General features: G+C 47.4%; 18 protein-coding genes. 17 read left to right on the top strand and 1 reads right to left on the bottom strand.

Translation table 11 applies throughout. From position 1 onward, the window contains the following. Positions 1-24 precede the first annotated feature (24 nt). From glgP to RDP42_RS07660, 8 genes are all read left to right on the top strand, one after another. Positions 25-2592, top strand: a complete 2568-nt coding sequence (gene glgP / locus RDP42_RS07695) for an alpha-glucan family phosphorylase (RefSeq protein WP_308763217.1) — start codon at positions 25-27, stop codon at positions 2590-2592. Between the two features lie 89 nt (positions 2593-2681). After that, on the top strand, positions 2682-3359 hold the full coding sequence (locus tag RDP42_RS07690; RefSeq protein ID WP_308763216.1) for a response regulator transcription factor: 678 nt from the start codon (positions 2682-2684) through the stop codon (positions 3357-3359). Continuing rightward, the gene (locus tag RDP42_RS07685; RefSeq protein ID WP_308763215.1) at positions 3356-4624 is read left to right on the top strand and encodes a HAMP domain-containing sensor histidine kinase; all 1269 of its coding nucleotides are present in this window, start codon (positions 3356-3358) and stop codon (positions 4622-4624) included. Before RDP42_RS07690 ends, RDP42_RS07685 begins: the two co-directional genes overlap by 4 nt. A gap of 104 nt (positions 4625-4728) precedes the next feature. Beyond that, complete coding sequence (locus tag RDP42_RS07680; RefSeq protein WP_303916716.1) at positions 4729-5163, top strand: PepSY-like domain-containing protein; 435 nt, start codon at positions 4729-4731, stop codon at positions 5161-5163. 153 nt (positions 5164-5316) lie between these two features. After that, positions 5317-7533, top strand: coding sequence for an alpha-L-rhamnosidase C-terminal domain-containing protein (locus RDP42_RS07675; protein ID WP_308763214.1), 2217 nt, complete (start codon positions 5317-5319; stop codon positions 7531-7533). Between the two features lie 282 nt (positions 7534-7815). Then, the gene (locus RDP42_RS07670) at positions 7816-7962 is read left to right on the top strand and encodes a hypothetical protein (RefSeq protein ID WP_308763213.1); all 147 of its coding nucleotides are present in this window, start codon (positions 7816-7818) and stop codon (positions 7960-7962) included. Further along, positions 7949-8950: a virulence protein RhuM/Fic/DOC family protein gene (locus RDP42_RS07665; RefSeq protein WP_308763212.1), complete on the top strand. Its 1002-nt coding sequence runs from the start codon at positions 7949-7951 to the stop codon at positions 8948-8950. Before RDP42_RS07670 ends, RDP42_RS07665 begins: the two co-directional genes overlap by 14 nt. Before the next feature lie 324 nt (positions 8951-9274). After that, positions 9275-10645 carry an MATE family efflux transporter gene (locus tag RDP42_RS07660; protein WP_308763211.1) on the top strand — a complete coding sequence of 457 codons (1371 nt, stop codon included), beginning with the start codon at positions 9275-9277 and terminating at the stop codon, positions 10643-10645. A 57-nt stretch (positions 10646-10702) separates the two neighbouring features. Here the strand turns inward: RDP42_RS07660 and guaA are convergent, their stop codons facing one another. Then, positions 10703-12256, bottom strand: a complete 1554-nt coding sequence (gene guaA, locus RDP42_RS07655; RefSeq protein WP_303914232.1) for a glutamine-hydrolyzing GMP synthase — start codon at positions 12254-12256, stop codon at positions 10703-10705. A 184-nt stretch (positions 12257-12440) separates the two neighbouring features. On the opposite strand from guaA, the gene ruvX reads away from it, so the two are divergent. The 9 genes from ruvX (at position 12441) to RDP42_RS07610 (ending at position 21261) form a co-directional block, all read left to right on the top strand. Beyond that, positions 12441-12857, top strand: a complete 417-nt coding sequence (gene ruvX, locus RDP42_RS07650) for a Holliday junction resolvase RuvX (protein WP_303914230.1) — start codon at positions 12441-12443, stop codon at positions 12855-12857. Positions 12858-12876: 19 nt separating this feature from the next. Further along, on the top strand, positions 12877-13431 hold the full coding sequence (gene def, locus RDP42_RS07645; RefSeq protein ID WP_204475374.1) for a peptide deformylase: 555 nt from the start codon (positions 12877-12879) through the stop codon (positions 13429-13431). Beyond that, a complete protein-coding gene (locus RDP42_RS07640; RefSeq protein ID WP_308763210.1) occupies positions 13428-15431 on the top strand; it encodes a tetratricopeptide repeat protein in 2004 nt (667 codons plus the stop codon). The genes def and RDP42_RS07640 overlap by 4 nt, the downstream gene beginning before the upstream one ends. A gap of 74 nt (positions 15432-15505) precedes the next feature. Then, entirely contained in the window at positions 15506-17446 is a 1941-nt protein-coding gene (gene thrS, locus RDP42_RS07635; protein WP_308763209.1) for a threonine--tRNA ligase, read from the top strand. Between the two features lie 106 nt (positions 17447-17552). After that, positions 17553-18131 (top strand): translation initiation factor IF-3, encoded by a 579-nt coding sequence (gene infC / locus RDP42_RS07630; RefSeq protein ID WP_022233767.1) that lies wholly within the window; start codon positions 17553-17555, stop codon positions 18129-18131. Positions 18132-18206: 75 nt separating this feature from the next. Next, positions 18207-18404, top strand: a complete 198-nt coding sequence (gene rpmI, locus RDP42_RS07625; RefSeq protein ID WP_022233768.1) for a 50S ribosomal protein L35 — start codon at positions 18207-18209, stop codon at positions 18402-18404. Between the two features lie 110 nt (positions 18405-18514). Next, a complete protein-coding gene (gene rplT, locus RDP42_RS07620) occupies positions 18515-18865 on the top strand; it encodes a 50S ribosomal protein L20 (RefSeq protein ID WP_007564746.1) in 351 nt (116 codons plus the stop codon). A 469-nt stretch (positions 18866-19334) separates the two neighbouring features. After that, a complete protein-coding gene (locus RDP42_RS07615) occupies positions 19335-20096 on the top strand; it encodes an EFR1 family ferrodoxin (RefSeq protein ID WP_308763208.1) in 762 nt (253 codons plus the stop codon). A 13-nt stretch (positions 20097-20109) separates the two neighbouring features. Beyond that, positions 20110-21261 carry a lactonase family protein gene (locus tag RDP42_RS07610; RefSeq protein ID WP_308763207.1) on the top strand — a complete coding sequence of 384 codons (1152 nt, stop codon included), beginning with the start codon at positions 20110-20112 and terminating at the stop codon, positions 21259-21261. Positions 21262-21274 lie beyond the last annotated feature (13 nt).

Genomic DNA, 21274 nt, shown 5'->3' with positions numbered 1-21274 from the left:
TTAAAACATTAGTAAATTAGTGATATGAAAATCAAGACAAACTATGCTAATTCTCCTGTATGGCGGGAGATTAATGTGAAATCCCGTATTCCGGAATCTCTGAAGATGCTGGAAGTGATGGCTCGCAACATTTGGTGGGCATGGAATGACGATGCCACTGATATGTTCAAAGAACTGGATCCGGAATTATGGCGTGCTGTAGGGCAGAATCCGGTTGCTCTGTTGGAACGATTGAACTATGAGAAACTGGAGGCATTGTCTGTAGATAAAGAGATGCTGGGCAAAATCAATGCGATTTATGATAGATTCACTGAATATATGTCTGTAAAGCCGGATAAGAACCGTCCGTCTGTTGCATACTTCTGTATGGAGTATGGTTTGACTCACGTACTGAAAATCTATTCCGGTGGTTTGGGTATCTTGGCAGGTGATTACCTGAAAGAAGCTTCAGACAGTAATGTAGACATGTGTGGTGTCGGTTTCCTGTACCGTTACGGTTATTTCACTCAGAGCCTTTCAATGGACGGACAGCAGATTGCCAACTACGAAGCACAGAACTTCGGTAGCCTGCCATTGGAACGTGTGAAAGACGAAAACGATCAGCCGTTGGTATTGGATGTACCTTACTTGAACTATTACGTACATGCATACGTATGGAGAGTCAATGTAGGTCGTGTACCTTTGTATTTGCTGGATACCGATAATGAAATGAACAGTGAATTCGACCGTTCCATCACTCACCAGCTGTATGGTGGTGACTGGGAAAACCGTTTGAAACAGGAAATCCTGTTGGGTATCGGTGGTGTATTGCTGTTGAAGAAACTGGGTATCAAGAAAGACGTATATCACTGCAACGAAGGACATGCGGCATTGTGTAACGTACAGCGTCTGTGTGATTACGTGGAAAGCGGCATGACATTCGATGAAGCATTGGAAGTGGTTCGTGCTTCTTCTCTGTACACTGTACATACTCCGGTTCCGGCTGGACACGACTATTTCGATGAAGGTTTGTTCGGCAAGTACATGGGTGGTTATCCGCAGCGTATGGGTATCAGCTGGCAGGATTTGATGGACTTGGGCCGTATCAATCCGGGTGACCCGAACGAACGCTTCTGTATGTCTACCTTTGCTTGCAACACTTGTCAGGAAGTGAACGGTGTGAGCTGGTTGCATGGAAAAGTTTCTCAGGAAATGTTCTCTGGTATCTGGAAAGGTTACTTCCCGGAAGAAAACCATGTAGGATATGTGACTAACGGTGTACATTTCCCTACTTGGTGTGCTTCTGAATGGAAAGCCTTGTACAATAAATATTTTGACAAGAACTTCATGAACGACCAGTCTAATCCGAAGATTTGGGAACGTATCTACAATGTGCCCGATGAAGAAATCTGGAAGACTCGTGTGGCTTTGAAGAACAAATTGATCAATTATATCCGCGACCAGTTCCGCGACACTTGGTTGAAGAACCAGCGTGACCCGTCTCGTGTGGTTTCTTTGATGGATAAGATTAATCCGAACGCACTGTTGATTGGTTTCGCCCGTCGTTTTGCCACTTACAAACGTGCTCACTTGCTGTTCACTGATTTGGACCGTTTGTCTAAGATTGTCAACAACCCGGACTATCCGGTTCAGTTCCTGTTTGCCGGTAAGGCTCACCCGCACGATGGTGCCGGTCAAGGATTGATCAAGAAGATTGTAGAAATCTCTAATCGTCCGGAATTCCTGGGTAAGATTATCTTCCTGGAAAACTACGATATGAAGCTGGCCCGTCGTCTGGTTTCAGGTGTAGATATTTGGATGAACACTCCGACCCGTCCGTTGGAAGCTTCCGGTACATCTGGTGAAAAAGCCTTGATGAACGGTGTAGTTAACTTCTCTGTATTGGATGGATGGTGGCTGGAAGGCTATCGTGAAGGTGCCGGATGGGCATTGACCGAAAAACGTACTTACCAGAACCAGGAACACCAAGACCAGTTGGATGCCGCTACTATCTACAGTATCCTCGAAACAGAAATCCTGCCGTTGTATTATGCGAGAAACAAGAAAGGATATTCTGAAGGCTGGGTAAGAACCATCAAGAATTCTATCGCTCAGGTAGCTCCTCATTATACCATGAAACGTCAGTTGGATGACTACTACAGAAAGTTCTATACCAAAGAAGCTACTCGTTTCCATACATTGGAAGCCAATAACTTTGAAGAGGCAAAGAAGATTGCCGCATGGAAGGAAGAAGTGGCTGCCAAGTGGGACGAAATCCAGGTGGTTTCATTCAACAAGTGCCAGGATTTGTGCAATGGTAACGTAGAAAGCGGTAAGGACTACAAGTTGACTTGCGTGATTGATGAAAAGGGTCTGGACGATGCCATCGGTGTTGAACAGGTCGTTACTTACACCAATGCGGAAGGACGCGAATACATCTATGCGGTCAATCCGATGAAGATGGTGAAACGTGAGGGTAATCTGTTCACCTTTGAAATGATCGCCGGTTTGTCGAATGCGGGTAGCTTTAAGGTAGCATACCGTATGTTCCCGAAGAACGACGCGCTGCCTCACCGTCAGGACTTCTGCTATGTACGCTGGTTTAATGAATAATAACTGTTTATTCAGATAATCATAACGAAGCCATTCCGGACAAATTTATAAGGTCTGGAATGGCTTTTTCTGCCTTTAAATGATATGTCATGAAAATATTGATTGTAGAAGACGATGCGGATCTTCGTGAAATCACTACTCGGTCGTTGGAAAAAGAACGTTATGTGGTATCCCAGGCACCTGATTATAAGACCGCTTTGCGCAAGGTGGAGGATTATGACTACGACTGCATCTTGCTGGACATCATGTTGCCCGATGGCTGCGGACTTGATTTGCTGGAAGAGCTGCAAGCTATGGGCAAGCGCACCAATGTGATTATCCTGTCGGCTAAGGATTCGCTGGAAGACAAGGTGAAAGGACTTGATTTAGGAGCAGACGATTACCTTCCGAAGCCCTATCACCTGGCCGAACTGCATGCCCGTTTGAAGAGTCTGTTCCGTCGTAACCAGCGCGAAGGAGAGAAGAAAGTGACTTATGGTAATGTGGAAGTTATTCCCGACCATTTTAAAGTCATTGTGGGGGGGACTGAAATCGATTTGAACCGGAAAGAATACGATATTCTGCTTTATTTCATGTTGCGTCCCGGACGGTTGGTGAACAAGACCACGTTGGCCGAATCGGTATGGGGCGACCACATTGACCAGGTAGATAATTTTGACTTCATTTACGCCCAGATTAAGAACCTGCGCAAGCATTTGAAAGATGCGGGAGCTACGGTAGAGCTGAAAGCTGTTTATGGTATAGGATATAAACTGGTAGAAGAATGAAACTGTTTCATCTGGTCATGTGGCGCATGTCCGCCATTCTGGTAGTCATCCTGACGTGCTGGGCTGTTTTGTTCTATTTGGCTGTGATGGAGGAAGTGAACGACGAAGTAGACGATTCTTTGAGCGATTATGCCGAATCTTTGATACTTCGTTCACTTTCAGGAGAGAAAATGCCGGACACGAGCAACGGTTCGAACAACCAGTATTTTTTGCATGAAGTGAGTGCGGAGTATGCTGCCTCTTATCCCAAAATCTCCTACCGGGATGAAATGGTGTATATTACGGCAAAAGGGGAAACCGAACCGGCCCGAATCCTGATCACCATTTTCCAGAAAGACGACGGAGGATACATGGAACTGGTGGTTTATACGCCTACCATCGAGAAGTACGACCTTCAGCGGGCCATCCTCGGATGGATTGTATTCTTGTACGTTCTTCTGTTGCTGATGATTTTGGCCGTCAATGCCTGGGTGTTCCATCGCAATATGCGTCCGCTGTACACCTTGTTGAAATGGCTGGAGAACTACCGGCTGGGTACCAAGCAGGAGCCGCTCGACGAGTCGTTGCGGATTGTGGAATTCCGGAAACTGAATGAAGCGGCCAATCTGTTCTCCGAACGCAGCGAGCAGCTTTATGAGCAGCAAAAACTTTTTATCGGGAATGCCTCCCATGAGATGCAGACCCCGCTGGCCATCTGTCGCAACCGCCTGGAGATGCTGATGGAGGACGACACGCTGTCCGAAAAACAGCTTTCGGAACTGATGAAAACCCACCGTACGTTGGAAAATCTGACCCGTCTGAACAAGTCGCTGCTGCTTTTGTGCAAGATAGAGAACCGTCAGTTTACCGATGTGAAGCCGATTTGCCTGAACGAGCTGCTGATGCACTACTTGGACGATTACAAGGAAGTGTATGCGTATCGTCACGTGCAGGTAGAAATGCACGTGGAAGATTGTTTCCGACTGGAGATGAGCGAGTCGCTGGCCACAGTCCTGCTGACCAATCTGTTGAAAAATGCGTTTGTGCATACTGAGGAAGGAGGCACCATTACGCTTACTTTCACTGCCTCTTCTTTTGAAATCCGCAATACCGGAGAAGCTTCCCTGGACAAAGACCGTATCTTTGAACGCTTTTATAAGGAAGGGAAGAAAGAAGGTTCCACGGGACTGGGGCTGGCTTTGGTCGATTCTATTTGTAAGGCGTATCGGCTCCGTCTTTCCTATCGTTTTGAGGACGGAATGCACATTTTCACGATTCTTTCTTGATTTTTTGTCGAAAAAAGGTGATTCTTCAGAATCTTTTCAGAATTGGGTCTCATCTTTGCAGTACAATAAATCATTAAAGTATTCATTTTAAAACAATAGACATTATGAAAAAGTTAGTTTTCCTGCTCGTGTGTGTGTTCACTGTATCAACCGTGGCAATGGCCGATAACGAAAAACCTATCCAGGTAGGACAGCTTCCTACCAAGGCTCAGACTTTCATTACTACCTATTTTAAAGGTAAAAAAGTGGCTTTGGCCAAACAAGACAGTGATTTGTTCAGCAAATCGTACGACGTGATTTTCACCAATGGCGAAAAAGTGGAATTTGACAAATCGGGTGAGTGGACGGAAGTGAAATGTAAGTCGGGTGTCCCGTCGCAGATTGTTCCAGCTGCCATCCGTACGTATGTGAAGACCAACTACCCCGATGCTTCCATTACTCAGATTGAGCGCAAACGAAATGAGTATGAAGTGAAACTTTCCAACCGTTGGGAAATTACTTTCGACGGCCAGATGCGTGTGATTGATATCGACGACTGATTCCAGACTATTTCTATGATATGCAGCCCGTTTCTCTGAGAAGAGGAGCGGGCTGTTTTTTATGCCATTTTTCTTAGTTTTGGGAAAATCTATTGTTTTGTCATTGTTTTCTTTTCATGTCTGTTATTTTTGTAGAGTAAAAAATCAAATAGCATGAAAAAGTGGTTATGTGTGATAGTTTGTCTCTTTTCTCTCTATACTCAGGCACAAGTGTGGACGATGAAAGGAAAAGAGCCGGCAGGCCCCGGTACCTGGTGGTGTTTCCGCAATACGGTGACGCTGGATGAAACGCCTCGTTCGCTGGAACTGCGTCTGGCTGCCGATACAAAGTATTGGCTTTGGGTGAACGGTGAGCTGCAAGTATCGGAAGGAGGGTTGAAACGCGGGCCGAATCCATCGGATACCTACTGCGATGTCATCACCTCGCTCCCTGCTCTGAAAGCGGGAAAGAATACCGTGGCTGTGCTGGTGTGGTATTTTGGTAAAGACGGCTTCAGCCACTGCAATTCTCCTACGGCAGGTATCAGTTTCTCCCTTTCCTGCAACGGAAAGCAGGTGAAACCTGATAAAAAATGGCGTGTTAGACTTCATCCGGCCTATTATGTGCCGGAAGGTGAGGAGCCTAATTTCCGTCTGCCGGAATCAAACATCGGGTTCGATGCGGCCAAAGACATCCCTTTCCAGTCGCCCGATTATGACGATAAGAAATGGGAGAAAGCCACCGAAATTTCGTTGGAGAAAGCGGGTTGGAACCGGCTGGTCGACCGTCCGATACCGTTCTGGAAAGACTATGGCCTGAAACCCTACGCACGCACCGAGATGCAGGGCGATACCCTATTGCGGGCCTATCTGCCTTACAATGCACAGGTCACTCCTTACCTCCGTTTGAAAGCTTCGGCCGGCAAGTGCATCCGCATCCGTACAGACAATTATTGGGGTGGTTCGGCTCCCAATGTGTTTGCTGAATATCGCACGAGGGAAGGCGAGCAGGAGTTTGAATGCAAGGGCTGGATGAACGGGCATTTCGTACAGTATGAATTACCGGAAGGCGTGGAGGTGCTCGACGTAAAATATCGTGAAACGGGATACGATACCTCTTTTGCCGGCAGTTTTGCTTGCGACGATCCGATGCTGACCCGCTTGTGGAACAAGGCGCAACGTACGCTGTACATCACCATGCGCGACACGTACATGGACTGTCCCGACCGCGAACGTGCTCAGTGGTGGGGCGACGTGGTGAACGAACTGGGCGAGGCCTTCTATGCCCTCGACGAGAAAGCCCATCTGTTGACCCGCAAGGGCATCCATGAGCTGATGGGATGGCAGCGGGCCGACAGCACCATCTTTGCCCCCGTACCGGCCGAGAACTACAAAGACGAACTGCCTATGCAGATGCTGGCCAGTGTGAGCCATTATGGTTTCTGGACCTACTACATGGGCACGGGCGACCGTCAGACGATTCTCGACGTACTTCCGCGGGTAAAGAAATACATTCATGTGTGGAAAACCGATTCCTTGGGATTGGTCGTACCCCGTTCCGGCGGATGGACTTGGGGCGACTGGGGAGAGAACAAGGACATGACGCTGCTGTTCAATCTCTGGTACGTGATTGCCCTGAAGGGATACGAAGAGATGAACCAGTTGGTTGGCGAACCGGAAGAAGCCGCCTGGGCACACGCCACTGCCGACCGCTTGCGGAAAGTGTTCCACCGTACGTTCTGGAACGGAAAATATTACATCTCTCCGGGTTATCAGGGAAAGCCCGACGACCGTGCACAGGCGTTGGCTGTCGTATCGGGTGTCTTGCCCGAAGCACTGTATCCGGTCATCCGTCCTTTCTTTTCCGAGTGGTATCATGCCAGTCCGTACATGGAGAAATACGTGCTGGAAGCCCTCTGTACGATGGGCTATTATCAGGACGCCTTGAACCGCATGAAGCTGCGTTACCACGCCATGATTGAGAGCCCGCTGACCACCTTGTGGGAAGGCTGGGGCATCGGCAGTGAAGGTTTCGGAGGCGGTACCTACAATCACGCTTGGAGCGGAGGCCCGCTGACCATTCTTTCGCAGTACATCGCCGGTATAGAGACCGTGGAACCGGCCTTTCGGACTTTCCGTGTAGCTCCTCATCCGGCACACCTGAATTTCATCCGTACGCAAGTCCCCTTGTCGGGTGGCCGCCGCATCGTGCTGGAAATGGACAAGTCGGCTCATGGCGGAACCATGTATCTCCGGGTGCCGGAAGGTACGTCTGCCGAAGTGGAGCTTCCTGCCGAATTTCGTAGCTGGCGTGTGAACGGCGAGCCGAAAAGCGAACGGCAGTTGAGGCTTTCCGCCGGGGAATGGCGGTTTGAGATGCAGGCGGATTAGGTTCGTTTTTGATGATGATATTCTGAAGGCCGGGAGTGGAAGAAACTTCCGGCCTTTTTATGTAAACGATGCTACATTAAGAGGAATAGGTCTTTACATTTTCTATGTTTCCCTATCGGGAACCGTACGTTTCCCGGTGCGGAGCCGTATGTTTTCCGTAAGGGAAACGTAGGTTTCTGCCTGCGGAAACGTAAAAAATGACAGGAGGTTTTCGGATGAAGGACTTGAGGGTCTGGGGATAAGGTTGGATGGAATCTTTTAAATGCAACTATAGCTTTTCTCATGCTTAATCATTACATTTGCAAATATGTCGCTATTGGTAAGATGAAAGAGCTGCAAGTAGAAATGAAGGACTTGTTGAAACAGGAAGAAGAAAGCAAGAAGGATTTGTTGAATCTGTTTAGGGAGTTAGGGTATGGAATTGAATGACAAAATAGTAATCTATCGTTCGGAAGATGGAGAAACACGGCTTGAGGTCAGAATAGATCAAGATACGGTATGGTTGAATGCCTATCAGATAGCTGAACTATTTGGGCGCGATTCAAAAACAATCCGTAAGCATATAGCGAATGCCATAAAAGAAGAACTTGCAGGCGAAGTGGTTGTCGCAAATTTTGCGACAACCACAGAACATGGTGCGATAGAAGGTAAAAGCCAGACACATGATGTACGTTTCTATAACCTTGATGTCATCATTTCTGTTGGTTATCGGGTCAAATCAAAAAAAGGTGTAGACTTTCGCCGTTGGGCAAATAGAGTGCTGAAAGACTATCTTGTAAAAGGCTATGTCGTCAACAAAACTTTGACCGAACAGCGTTATACTGAATTGAAGCAATTGGTAACGGTCTTGGGCCGTACAGTCAAGGCACAGGAAGCACTGACATCGGAAGATGCGCTCAATCTGGTGGAGGTGGTTTCCGATTACGCTTATGCTCTCGATACGTTGGACAGATACGATTATCAGCAACTGGCGGTAGAGCAGACCACTAACGAAATAAAGTTCCATGCTACCTACGAGGGAGCCATGCAGGCGATAGAAGAACTGAAGGAAAAATTCGGTGGAAGTCAGTGGTTTGCCCATGAGAAGGATGATTCCTTTAAAAGTTCCATCGGGCAAATATACCAGACTTTTGGCGGGCAAGATCTTTACCCTTCTGTGGAGGAAAAAGCGGCTATGCTGCTTTATCTCGTCACGAAAAACCATTCGTTTAGTGATGGCAACAAACGTATTGCTGCCACCCTTTTCCTGTGGTTTATGTCCGGTAACGGTATTCTCTACAATCCGGATGGGAGTAAGCGCATTGCCGACAACACCCTTGTGGCTCTTACGCTAATGATTGCTGAGAGTCGTACAGAAGAAAAGGATATTATGGTGAAAGTAGTAGTCAATCTGATTAACAAGAACAACTATGAGTAAGGAGAATTATAGACGGCTGGGTGATTATATTCGTGAGGTGGATGTAAGGAATCGGGATTTGGGAGTCAAGGAACTTTGAAACTGCATCAACCGCAATGAAACGGGGGCTACAGACTCAATGACAACAATCTACGTCGTTTTTATTGTTCGGATACTTACAAACGGCTATCTGACGAAACTACCAAGTTGTGGTACTATGTCCCGTAGCCCTTTATCAGGAATTTACGGACGAATTGAAACAGAAAGAAAACGAATAGGGAGATTTCATCCATCTTTCCCAAATTTGCAGTAACTTTGCCGCGCATTTTTGAAGAAGGTAAAAAGATGGATCAAAGCGTGGATAAGAAACGGACCCGGAGCAACGAGATTGACATGCTCAACGGGCCGTTGTTCAAGAAAATCCTGGTGTTTGCCCTTCCGCTGGCAGCCAGTAGTTTGTTACAGGAACTTTTTAATTCGGTCGATGTGGCCGTGGTAGGACACTTTGTGGGAAGTGAAGCCCTGGCAGCCGTGGGAAGTAACGCGCCTGTCATCGGGTTGCTTATCAACTTGTTCATGGGTATCTCTATGGGAGCCTGTGCCATTATTTCCAACCATATCGGTCAGCGGGACGACCGGAGCATACGTCATGCCATCAATACGGTGGAACTGGTGGCCCTGCTGAGTGGAATTTTTCTGCTGTTGCTGGGACAGGTAGCAGCCAAGCCGATTCTGACATGGATGGGAACCCCTCCGAATGTGCTGGATCAGGCCGTGACCTATTTGCGTATCTATTTCTTGGGCATGCCTTTCATCATGGCCTTCAACTTTGGGGCGGCGATTCTGCGAAGCATGGGCGATACCCGTCGTCCACTGTATATTCTGGTCATTGCCGGGGTGGTCAATACGTTGCTCAACCTGCTGTTCGTGCTTTGTTTCCACATGGGAGTGGCAGGTGTGGCCGTGGCCACAGGAATTTCCAATGCGGTGAGTGCGGCGCTGATTATCCGGTTACTGTGCAAGGAAAAAGAGCCTTTCCGGCTGCATTTCAGCAAGATGAAGATTTATTCTACGGAGCTGAACCGTATGTTGCGTATTGGTGTGCCGGCGGGCTTGCAGGGGATGATTTTCTCCATTTCGAATGTGGTGGTACAGTCGTCCATCAACAGTTACGGAGCCGATGCGATTGCCGGTTCGGCAGCAGCCGTCAATTTTGAATACTATTGTTATTTCATCATCCAGGGATTTAATGGAGCCGCCATCAGCTTCATTGCACAAAACTATGGGGCCGGAAGAATGGACCGTGTGCATCGGGTGTTCTGGATTTGCATGGGGTCGAGCGTGGCGTTTTGTGCGGCGTTTAACTGGCTCTTTGCCTGGCAGAGTGATTTCTTTTTGGGATTCTTTTCCGATGTACCGATGGTGCATCATTACGGGACTCTTCGTATGCACATTGTGCTGGCCTTGCAGTTCATCGCCAGCAGTTATGAGATTGCGGGCTCTTCCTTGCGAGGTATGGGCAAGTCGCTCACTCCGGCCTTGATGACCGTGTTTGGTACTTGCTTGCTTCGAATGGTGTGGGTTTACGTGGTGTCGCCGATATGGAGAGGATACGATGTGCTGATGACCGTTTACCCTGTGTCGTGGGTAGTTACCGGCTTGATGGTATTGACTGCCTATTGGTTGACGATACGGAAAAAGACAATGAAAGCATAAAAAATAGCCTCGGCTGAAAAAGCTGAGGCTATTTTTTATATCAAGAAGGAAATTGAATTATTCCCATTCGATGGTGGCTGGTGGTTTGGAAGAGATATCGTAGCAAACGCGGTTCACGCCTTTTACTTTGTTGATGATATCGTTTGAAACCTTTGCCAGGAATTCGTACGGCAGATGAGCCCAGTCGGCTGTCATGGCATCGGTACTGGTTACCGCACGCAGGGCTACTGCACGTTCGTAAGTACGTTCATCACCCATTACTCCGACACTTTGTACCGGCAACAGGATAACTCCGGCCTGCCATACCTGATGGTACAGGGCAGTTTCGTTTCCGTTTTCATCTTTTACTTTCCAGTCGCGCAAGCCCTGAATGAAGATATCGTCGGCATCTTGCAGGATGCGTACTTTCTCACGAGTAATATCACCTAAGATACGTACGGCCAAGCCTGGACCCGGGAACGGATGACGGGTAATCAGGTGTTCCGGCATACCCAACTCGCGACCTACGCGGCGAACTTCGTCCTTGAACAGGAGGCGCAGAGGTTCGCAAAGTTTCAGGTTCATCTTTTCGGGCAGACCGCCTACGTTGTGATGACTCTTGATGACGGTTCCGGTGATAGACAATGACTCGATGCAGTCGGGGTAGATGGTACCCTGTGCCAGCCATTTCACATCGTGAATCTTGTGGGCTTCTTCGTCGAATACGTCGATGAAACCTTTTCCGATGATTTTACGCTTGCGTTCCGGTTCAGTCACTCCAGCCAGTTCGGAGAAGAATTTCTCGCTGGCATCTACGCCGATAACGTTCAGGCCGAGGCATTCATAGTCATGCAACACGTTCTTGAACTCGTTCTTACGCAACATTCCGTGGTCTACGAAGATACAGGTCAGATTCTTGCCAATAGCTTTGTTCAGCAATACGGCTGCCACTGAAGAGTCTACGCCACCGCTCAGTCCTAATACCACTTTGTCGTTGCCGAGCTGTTCTTTTAAGCTGGCTACTGTGGTTTCGATGAAAGAGGCTGCGCTCCAGTCCTGCTTTCCTCCGCAGATGTCTACCACGAAATTCTTCAGGAGTTGGGTACCGTCTTCTGTGTGGAACACTTCCGGGTGGAATTGTACACCCCAGAGTTTTTCATTTTTTGCCTGATAAGCAGCGATAGCTACTTTGTCGGTAGAGGCGATCACTTCGAAATCGTCGGGAATGGCAGTGATGGTGTCACCGTGGCTCATCCATACCTGAGAGTGCTCACGGATGCCTTTCAGCAGCGGACTTTCGTGGTTGAAAGTAGCCAGGTGGGCACGTCCGTATTCACGGGTGTTGGCTGGTTCTACCTTACCTCCGTAGGTGTAGGCCATGAACTGTGCACCGTAGCAGATACCTAAGATAGGATACTTTCCGCGGATGTGGGTTAAGTCTACTTTAAAAGCCTTCTCGTCGTACACGGAGAAAGGGCTTCCCGACAAGATTACGCCGATAACCGACGGGTCGTCGTGCGGAAACTTGTTGTAAGGAACAATTTCGCAATACATGTTCAGCTCGCGCACACGGCGGCCGATGAGCTGCGTGGTTTGTGAACCGAAGTCAAGGATAATGATTTTTTCCTGCATATTGTGTGATGTAAAATATGTATTCTATGCGTGCAAAGGTACGCATATTTTTCCTAAATCCGATGTGTGCCTCTGATTTTATTTGAAATAGCAGGTTTCAGATTGGAAGGCTGGGGGAGGTGGTATGTTTTTTTAAGTATTATATATAAAGAGGTAAGGAATAAATTTGTACTTTTGTCGGCGTATGAGCAGAATTTTGGCAATTGATTATGGCAGAAAGCGCACGGGAATCGCAGTGACCGACCCGATGCAGATTATTGCAAACGGACTGACTACGGTACCGACGCACGAACTGATGGACTACCTCCTGAAATACGTGGCCCAGGAAAAGGTGGAACGTATCATTGTGGGGCATCCCAAGCAGCTGAACAACGAGGACTCGGAAAACATGAAGTATATCAAGCCTTTCCTTGCACAGCTGAAGAAAAAACTGCCGGACGTGCCGGTAGAACTGGTGGACGAACGGTTTACTTCTGTGCTGGCACATCAGGCCATGTTGGACGGGGGGCTGAAGAAGAAGGCCCGTCAGAACAAGGCGCTGGTGGATGAAATCAGTGCGACCATCATTTTGCAGTCGTACTTGGAATCAAGAAGAATGTAACTCAAAAACTGAATAAAATATGATTTTACCGATTTATGTGTATGGCCAGCCTGTGTTACGTCAGGAAGCCGAAGATATTACTCCGGATTATCCAGGCTTGAAAGAGCTGATTACGAATATGTTTGAAACAATGGAACGTGCAGACGGCGTGGGACTGGCTGCTCCGCAGGTGGGACTTCCCATCCGGGTGGTGGTAATCGACTTGGACGTGTTGTCGGACGACATGCCGGAGTTCAAGGATTTCAAACGTGCCTACATCAATCCGCACATCTTGGAAACGGGAGGCGAGATGGTATCGATGGAAGAGGGCTGTCTGAGCTTGCCGGGTATCCATGAAAGCGTGAAGCGTCCGGACAAGATTCATGTCACTTACCTTGACGAGAACATGCAGCCACACGACGAGTGGGTGGAAGGTTATTTGGCCCGTGTGATGCAGCATGAATTTGATCACCTGGAAGGGACCATGTTTATCGACCATCTGTCGGCTTTGCGCAAGCAGATGATTCGCGGAAAACTGAACGGCATGGTGAATGGCAAGGCTCGTTGCTCTTATAAAGTGAAAACCGTCAAATGATCAGAAGATTCCTATACATATTATATATAGGTATGTTTTTCCCGATGGTCGCCTTGGGTCAGATTAATACCGACCGGGTGATGACCATCGGGAAAAATGCACTTTATTTCGAGGATTATGTCCTCTCTATCCAGTACTTTAATCAGGTAATCGGAGCGAAGCCGTATCTGGCGGAACCGTATTTCTATCGCGGACTGGCCAAGATGAACCTGGACGATTATCAGGGGGCAGAAGCCGACTGCTCGGAAGCGTTGCAACGCAATCCGTTTGTGGTCAATGCGTATCAGGTGCGGGGTATCTCGCGTATCCGACAACAGAATTATCAGGGGGCTATTCAGGATTACCGGAAAGCCTTGGAAATGGATCCGGAAAACATTAGCTTGTGGCATAATTTGGCATTGTGCCGGATGCACGAGGAACAGTATGCGCAGGCCCGGGCCGACCTGGATACGCTGATTCGCATTTCTCCGCGTTATACAGATGCGTATCTGATGCGTACGGAGGTGTCATTGAAACAGAAGGATACGCTTCAGGCCATGGCAGATGCCGACAAGGCCATCGAAATGGACCGTTATAATCCGGACACGTGGTCGTCGAGAGGGATGCTCTTCCTGCAGCGGGAGAAATACAAGGATGCGGAAGCGGACCTGACGGAGGCCATCCGTCTTTCGGTGCGCAATGCGGGCGTGTATATCAATCGTGCGCTGGCTCGTTATCACCAGAATAATCTGCGAGGAGCCATGTCGGACTATGACCTGGCATTGGATGTGGACCGGAACAACTTTATCGGACACTATAACCGGGGATTGCTGCGTGCACAGGTGGGCGATGACAACCGTGCCATCGAGGACTTCGACTTTGTGCTTAAGATGGAACCCGACAATCTGATGGCCCGGTTCAACCGAGGATTGTTGCGTGACCGTACGGGAGATTATACGGGGGCTATCGAGGACTATTCGGCTGTGCTGAAAGAGTATCCTAACTTTCTGGCCGGTTATCAGTATCGTGCACAGGCCAGACGGAAAGTGGGTGACCTGAAGGGGGCGGATGCCGATGAGTTCAAGGTGCTGAAAGCGCAGATTGAATCGCAGAACGGAACGAAGAAACAGACGGCTTCAACAGACAAGACCCGAAAGAAATCGGATAAGAATGTGGAGAACTACCGCAAGATTGTAGTGGCCGACAACGAGTCGGAAGAAGACCGCTATAAGACAGATTACCGAGGCCGGGTACAGGACAAGAATGTGACCATCTTGCCGCAGCCGATGTTTGCACTAAGCTATTACGAACGTCCGGAAGAAGTGAAACGGCAGGTCAATTATTATAAAGGTATTGACGACTTGAATGCCCGTGGGGTTCTTCCTCATCGTTTGCTGATTACGAACAACGAAGCTTCGCTTTCGGAAGAACAGGTGAAACAGCATTTCGCATCCATCGATGAGCAGACGGCTGCCATTGTGAAGGAACCGAACGATGTGTTGCATTACTATGCGCGTGCGCTTGATTTCTATCTGGTGCAGGATTTTGACAATGCGTTGAAGGACTTGGACGATGCCATCCGTTGTGATTCTACTTTCTACCCGGCTTATTTCAGCCGTGCACTGATTTACTACAAACAGTTGGAATACCGCAAGCGTGACCGGAAGTATGAATTGGAAACAGTGGACAACAAGGATTTGCAGGTGCGCTCGTATGATTATAATAAGGTGCGTGAGGATTTGGACCGCGTGATTGAACTGGCTCCTGACTTTGTGTACGCTTATTATAACAGAGGAAATATTCTGGCGGTGATGAAAGATTACCGGGCCGCACTGGTGGATTACAATAAGGCCATTGAGCTGGATCCGCGTTTTGCGGATGTGTATTTCAACCGTGGGCTGACAAATATCTTCCTGGGTAACAACCGTCAAGGTATCCAGGATTTGAGTAAGGCGGGTGAGTTGGGAATTTTCTCAGCCTACAACATTATCAAGCGATTTACCACGGTGGAGGAGAAATAAATGAATGCAATTTTCTTCTTTAATTAAAAAGTTTATATTTTTGCGTCTCAATAACAGATAAACACATAAAGACTATGGTTAAGATAACTTTTCCTGATGGCTCTGTTCGTGAATACAACGAAGGAGTTACGGGTCTGCAGATTGCAGAAAGCATCAGTTCCCGTCTGGCACAGGATGTGCTGGCATGTGGCGTAAACGGCGAAACTGTAGATTTGAATCGCCCTATCAACGAAGATGCAAACTTCGTTCTTTATAAATGGGATGACGAAGAAGGTAAGCATGCCTTCTGGCACACCAGTGCACACTTGCTGGCTGAAGCGCTGCAGGAATTGTATCCGGGCATTCAGTTCGGTATCGGTCCGGCTATTGAAAATGGATTCTATTATGACGTAGATCCGGGTGAGGCTATCATCAAGGAAGGTGACCTGCCTGCCATCGAAAAGAAAATGGCTGAACTGGCTGCCAAGAAAGAAACATTGGTTCGCCAGAACATCTCGAAGGATGATGCGCTGAAGATGTTTGGTGAAAGAGGAGAAACTTACAAGTGTGAACTGATTTCTGAATTGGAAGATGGTCACATCACGACTTATACACAGGGTGCATTTACGGATTTGTGCCGTGGCCCGCACTTGCTTTCTACAGCTCCTATCAAGGCTATCAAGCTGTTGTCTGTAGCCGGTGCCTACTGGAGAGGTCAGGAAGACCGTAAGCAGATGACTCGTATCTATGGTATTACCTTCCCGAAGAAGAAAATGCTGGATGAATACCTGGTAATGCTGGAAGAAGCCAAGAAACGTGACCACCGTAAGATTGGTAAGGAAATGGACTTGTTCATGTTCTCTGATACGGTAGGTAAGGGACTTCCGATGTGGTTGCCGAAAGGTACTGCACTGCGTATCCGTCTGCAGGATTTCTTGCGTCGCATCCAGTCACGTTACGACTATCAGGAAGTAATGTGTCCGCCGATTGGTAACAAGCTGTTGTATGTTACTTCCGGACACTATGCGAAATATGGTAAGGATTCTTTCCAGCCTATCCACACTCCGGAAGAAGGGGAAGAGTACTTCCTGAAACCGATGAACTGTCCTCACCACTGTATGATTTACAAGAACTCTCCGCGTTCTTATCGTGACCTGCCGTTGCGTATTGCAGAATTTGGTACGGTTTGCCGTTACGAGCAGAGTGGTGAGTTGCACGGATTGACTCGTGTACGTAGCTTTACACAGGATGATGCGCACATCTTCTGCCGTCCGGATCAGGTGAAGGATGAATTCCTCCGCGTAATGGATATTATCTCTATCGTGTTCACTTCTATGGGATTGGAAAACTTTGAAGCACAGATTTCTCTGCGTGACAAAGTGAACCGTGAAAAGTATATCGGTAGTGATGAAAACTGGGAAAAGGCTGAACGTGCCATCGTAGAAGCTTGCGAAGAAAAAGGACTGAAGGCAAAAGTAGAATACGGTGAAGCTGCATTCTACGGCCCGAAACTGGACTTCATGGTGAAGGATGCCATCGGCCGTCGCTGGCAGTTGGGTACTATCCAGGTAGACTACAACTTGCCGGAACGCTTCCAGCTGGAATACATGGGCTCTGATAACCAGAAGCATCGTCCGGTGATGATTCACCGTGCACCGTTCGGTTCTATGGAACGTTTCGTAGCCGTATTGATTGAACATACAGCCGGTAAGTTCCCGTTGTGGCTGACCCCGGATCAGGTAGCTATCCTGCCTATTTCTGAAAAATTCAATGACTATGCCGACAAGGTTCGTCAGGATTTGAAGAAATACGATATCCGTGCCATCGTGGACGACCGCAACGAAAAGATTGGACGTAAGATTCGTGACAATGAATTGAAACGTATCCCTTACATGCTGGTTGTAGGTGAAAAAGAAGCCGAAAACGGAGAAGTTGCTGTGCGTAAGCAGGGTGAAGGAGACAAAGGAACCATGAAAATCGAAGATTTTGCAAAAAATATTGCAGAAGAAGTTCATAATATGATAAATAAATGGTAACTTTGCAACCGTTTGTGGAAGCAATGCGATATTTGCTTTCACAAACAGATAAATTTAATGATAATTTATAATTTAAAAGCAAACAAAAGGAAGAAAAGAATTTTTAATGAAAAATGACACTTTAAAAGGGCAGCATCGAATCAATGAACAGATTCGCGCCAAAGAAGTACGTATCGTGGGAGATGATATCGAATCGGCCGTATATCCGATAGCACAAGCTTTAAAACTAGCAGAAGAACACGAAGCTGATTTAGTAGAAATTTCACCCAACGCTGTTCCTCCAGTTTGTAGAATTATAGATTATTCTAAATTCCTTTATCAATTAAAGAAACGCGCAAAGGAACAAAAGGCAAAACAAGTTAAGGTTAATGTGAAGGAAATCCGTTTTGGGCCTCAAACTGACGAACACGATTACAACTTTAAGTTGAAGCATGCTATCGGCTTTTTGCAAGATGGCGATAAGGTAAAGGCCTATGTGTTCTTTAAAGGACGTTCCATCTTGTTTAAAGAGCAAGGAGAAGTGTTGCTTCTGCGTTTTGCTAATGACTTGGAGGACTATGCGAAGGTTGAACAAATGCCGTTGTTGGAAGGCAAGAGAATGACAATCTCTTTATCTCCTAAAAAGGCTACTGCTCCTAAGAAAACTGCTAAGCCGGTTGCTCCAAAGGCTGAAGAAGCTGAATGAAAATAGAAAAGAGCGTGTAACGCGCCGGTATAGTGCGTTGCCGCCATTGAGTAATAATAATTAAAATTTAATAAGATGCCAAAGGTAAAAACTAACTCCGGTTCTAAAAAAAGATTCGCTCTTACCGGAACAGGTAAAATCAAGAGAAAGCACGCTTTTCACAGTCACATCCTGACTAAGAAGACTAAAAAGCAGAAAAGAAACCTTGTACATGCAGGATTGGTACACAGTGCTAACCTGACTCAAGTTAAGGAACTTCTTTGCATGAAGTAATCTTGAAAGGAAAAAGCGTAAACGTATCATTTTAAATTATTAACCGAATGCATTAGCTTCAAGTTCGATTGTAAAATATCGGCGCTATCATTCAAAAAAGAATTAAAACTATGCCAAGATCAGTAAATCACGTTGCTTCTAGAGCAAAAAGAAAGAAAATTTTAGGTTTAACCAGAGGTTACTTTGGTGCAAGAAAGAATGTTTGGACCGTTGCTAAAAACACTTGGGAAAAAGGTCTGACTTATGCATACCGTGACCGTAAGAACAAAAAACGTAACTTCCGTGCATTGTGGATTCAGCGTATCAATGCTGCTGCACGTCTGGAAGGTATGTCTTACTCTAAGTTGATGGGTGCTTTGCACAAAGCAGGAATTGAAATCAACCGTAAGGTTTTGGCTGATTTAGCTGTAAACCATCCTGAAGCATTCAAAGCTGTTGTTGCTAAAGCAAAAGCTGCTTAATCACAGGTACGATTAACGAATAAGAACGGAGTGTCACGGAGAGTGATACTCCGTTTTTGCTTTTATATGAACTTGTCAGCAGGAGCTTTTAAAATTATCTCTTTTCTTGAAGAAAAATAATTGACGCTATTGGTCTATATTAAAAATTAAGTGGTTTATATTTTGTTTTTTCAGATTAAAGTATTATTTTTGTAATACAAAAATGAAGCCGCACTTGCAGAATCGGGAAACTCATCAAATTATAAGAAATACCGAGAACAGCTTCATCTTCCAATGGCGGGCCACGCCTTCGGGTAGCATTTATGCCGGTGGATTACAAAGGAAGGGGGGCACTCAAAACCTGTCATTCGGAGTTTCGTCACGCCTCGGGTACGGCTTCTCCTTTTTCTAAGGCGAAGAATCTTGGATGTATCAGAGTCAAGGTTCTTCGCTTTATTTGTATGTGAACGTTGAACGTAATAAGATTCATATGATTTTTTATTTTTCTGGAACAGGTAACTCTGAATGGGTGGCCCGGCAATTGGGACAGCTTTTACAGGACTCTGTATATAAATTAACAGACTTGCTGAACGGGAAACCGGACTTCCCGCAGTCTTCCGATGGCAGGTTGGGGTTTGTATTCCCAGTCTATTCATGGGGGCCTCCTCCAGTGGTACTGGAAGCGTTGGCCAAGTTGGAATGGAAAGGTGCACCCGATTATTTGTATTTTGTCTGTACCTGTGGCGATGATACAGGAAAGACGGCACAGGTGTTTGCGCGGGCTGCAGCTCGACGGGGCTGGCGTTGCAAGGCTGGCTTTTCGGTGATGATGCCTAACACGTATGTCTGTATGTCGGGCTTTGATGTGGACGAACCGGAATTGGCGGCTCGTAAACAGAAGCTGGCTCCCAGCAGGGTGGAGGATGTCAGCCGACGGATTGCCCGACGGGAAGAGGGATTTGATTGCCATGAAGGAAGTGTGCCTTGGCTGAAAACGTATGTGGTGCGTCCGATGTTCAACCGTTTCATGATCCGTCCTAAAAAGTTTTATGCATCGGAAGCATGTATCGGTTGTGGGCTTTGTGCCAAAAGTTGTCCGTTGGAGAATATCCGTATGGTAGAGGGACGGCCACAATGGGGCAGCCGTTGTGCGATGTGTCAGGCTTGTTACCACCATTGTCCGAAACATGCGGTATGTTATGGCAAGCTGACGCAGAAGAAGGGACAGTATTTGAATTCTTTATTAAAATAACCGTAAATCTAAGATGAAACAGATTTTAATGTCGTTGTGTGTGGGCGGTATCCTGATGGGAGCCTGCACCGGAAAGAGTGAGCAGAAAACCAGTGTGACCCATGAGGCAGATACGTTGCTGATGCTGGTGGGCAGTTATGCGAAAGCCGACCAGGAAGGGGTGAAGGTATATCGTTTCAATCAGGAGACAGGCGATGCCGTACAGGCCAGTGCCTTGTCGGGTATTGAGAATCCGTCTTACTTGGTCCCTGCTTCAGACGGGACGCACGTATATTCAGTGGGAGAAACCGAGAAGGGCTTTACAGCCAATGCTTTGGCATTGGATACCCTGACCGCCAGTCTGTCGCTGATGAATAGTCAGTCGACGGGAGGAGCTTCACCGTGTTATATTACGGTGAGTCCGGATGGAAAGTTTGTGTTGACAGCCAATTACATGGGGGCCAATATCACGGTCTTTCCCCGTCTGGCGGATGGAAGTTTAGGAGAGGGGCATGCTATTGCTTTTCAGGGAAAAGGAGCCGACAAAGAACGTCAGGACCAGCCTCACTTGCATTGCGTGTATTTCACGCCCGATGGCAAGTTCCTTTTGGCGAATGACTTAGGCACCGACCGTATCCACGCGTTTCCGGTGAAACAGGCTTCCGGTACACAGGGAACTGATTTGTTGGATGAATCTGCCGCTTTCGACATTGAACTGGCACCGGGTTCCGGCCCGCGTCACGCTTGTTTCGACAAGCAAGGGAAACATGCCTATCTGTTGACCGAACTTTCGGGAGAGGTTGTGGTATTTTCATACGATGGAAAGACCTTGACGCAGCAGCAGGTCATCAAGGCAGATACGGTAGGCGCGAAGGGTAGTGCCGATATCCATCTCTCACCCGACGGAAAGTTCCTGTATGCTTCCAACCGTCTGAAGGCGGATGGAGTGGCCATCTTCAAAGTGTCTCCTGCCGACGGAACCCTGACGAAGGTCGGTTATCAGCTGACGGGCATTCATCCCCGTAACTTTACGATTACACCCAATGGCAAGTACTTGCTGGTAGCTTGTCGCGATACCAACGAGATTCAGGTATTTGCCCGTGATGCAGAAACCGGTCTCTTGCAGGATACAGGAAAGACCATCCATACCGATAAGCCGGTCTGCCTGCAATGGGTCATGAAATAAGTCTTTATAAAAT

The sequence above is a fragment of the uncultured Bacteroides sp. genome (genome assembly GCF_902472605.1).
GTDB lineage: Bacteria > Bacteroidota > Bacteroidia > Bacteroidales > Bacteroidaceae > Phocaeicola.
The sequence above is the reverse complement of the archived record's forward strand: the minus strand, read 5'-3'. Positions and strand labels throughout refer to the sequence as shown.

Bases quoted from the DNA above. Each gene is read 5' to 3' on its own strand.
- RDP42_RS07665 (WP_308763212.1), top strand. From the start codon at position 7,949: ATGGAATTGAATGACAAAATAGTAATCTATCGTTCGGAAGATGGAGAA.
- guaA (WP_303914232.1), bottom strand. From the start codon at position 12,256: ATGCAGGAAAAAATCATTATCCTTGACTTCGGTTCACAAACCACGCAG.
- def (WP_204475374.1), top strand. From the start codon at position 12,877: ATGATTTTACCGATTTATGTGTATGGCCAGCCTGTGTTACGTCAGGAA.
- RDP42_RS07660 (WP_308763211.1), top strand. From the start codon at position 9,275: ATGGATCAAAGCGTGGATAAGAAACGGACCCGGAGCAACGAGATTGAC.
- RDP42_RS07690 (WP_308763216.1), top strand. From the start codon at position 2,682: ATGAAAATATTGATTGTAGAAGACGATGCGGATCTTCGTGAAATCACT.
- infC (WP_022233767.1), top strand. From the start codon at position 17,553: ATGAAAAATGACACTTTAAAAGGGCAGCATCGAATCAATGAACAGATT.
- RDP42_RS07670 (WP_308763213.1), top strand. From the start codon at position 7,816: ATGCTTAATCATTACATTTGCAAATATGTCGCTATTGGTAAGATGAAA.
- ruvX (WP_303914230.1), top strand. From the start codon at position 12,441: ATGAGCAGAATTTTGGCAATTGATTATGGCAGAAAGCGCACGGGAATC.
- rpmI (WP_022233768.1), top strand. From the start codon at position 18,207: ATGCCAAAGGTAAAAACTAACTCCGGTTCTAAAAAAAGATTCGCTCTT.
- RDP42_RS07640 (WP_308763210.1), top strand. From the start codon at position 13,428: ATGATCAGAAGATTCCTATACATATTATATATAGGTATGTTTTTCCCG.
- rplT (WP_007564746.1), top strand. From the start codon at position 18,515: ATGCCAAGATCAGTAAATCACGTTGCTTCTAGAGCAAAAAGAAAGAAA.
- RDP42_RS07615 (WP_308763208.1), top strand. From the start codon at position 19,335: ATGATTTTTTATTTTTCTGGAACAGGTAACTCTGAATGGGTGGCCCGG.
- RDP42_RS07610 (WP_308763207.1), top strand. From the start codon at position 20,110: ATGAAACAGATTTTAATGTCGTTGTGTGTGGGCGGTATCCTGATGGGA.
- RDP42_RS07685 (WP_308763215.1), top strand. From the start codon at position 3,356: ATGAAACTGTTTCATCTGGTCATGTGGCGCATGTCCGCCATTCTGGTA.
- thrS (WP_308763209.1), top strand. From the start codon at position 15,506: ATGGTTAAGATAACTTTTCCTGATGGCTCTGTTCGTGAATACAACGAA.
- RDP42_RS07680 (WP_303916716.1), top strand. From the start codon at position 4,729: ATGAAAAAGTTAGTTTTCCTGCTCGTGTGTGTGTTCACTGTATCAACC.
- RDP42_RS07675 (WP_308763214.1), top strand. From the start codon at position 5,317: ATGAAAAAGTGGTTATGTGTGATAGTTTGTCTCTTTTCTCTCTATACT.
- glgP (WP_308763217.1), top strand. From the start codon at position 25: ATGAAAATCAAGACAAACTATGCTAATTCTCCTGTATGGCGGGAGATT.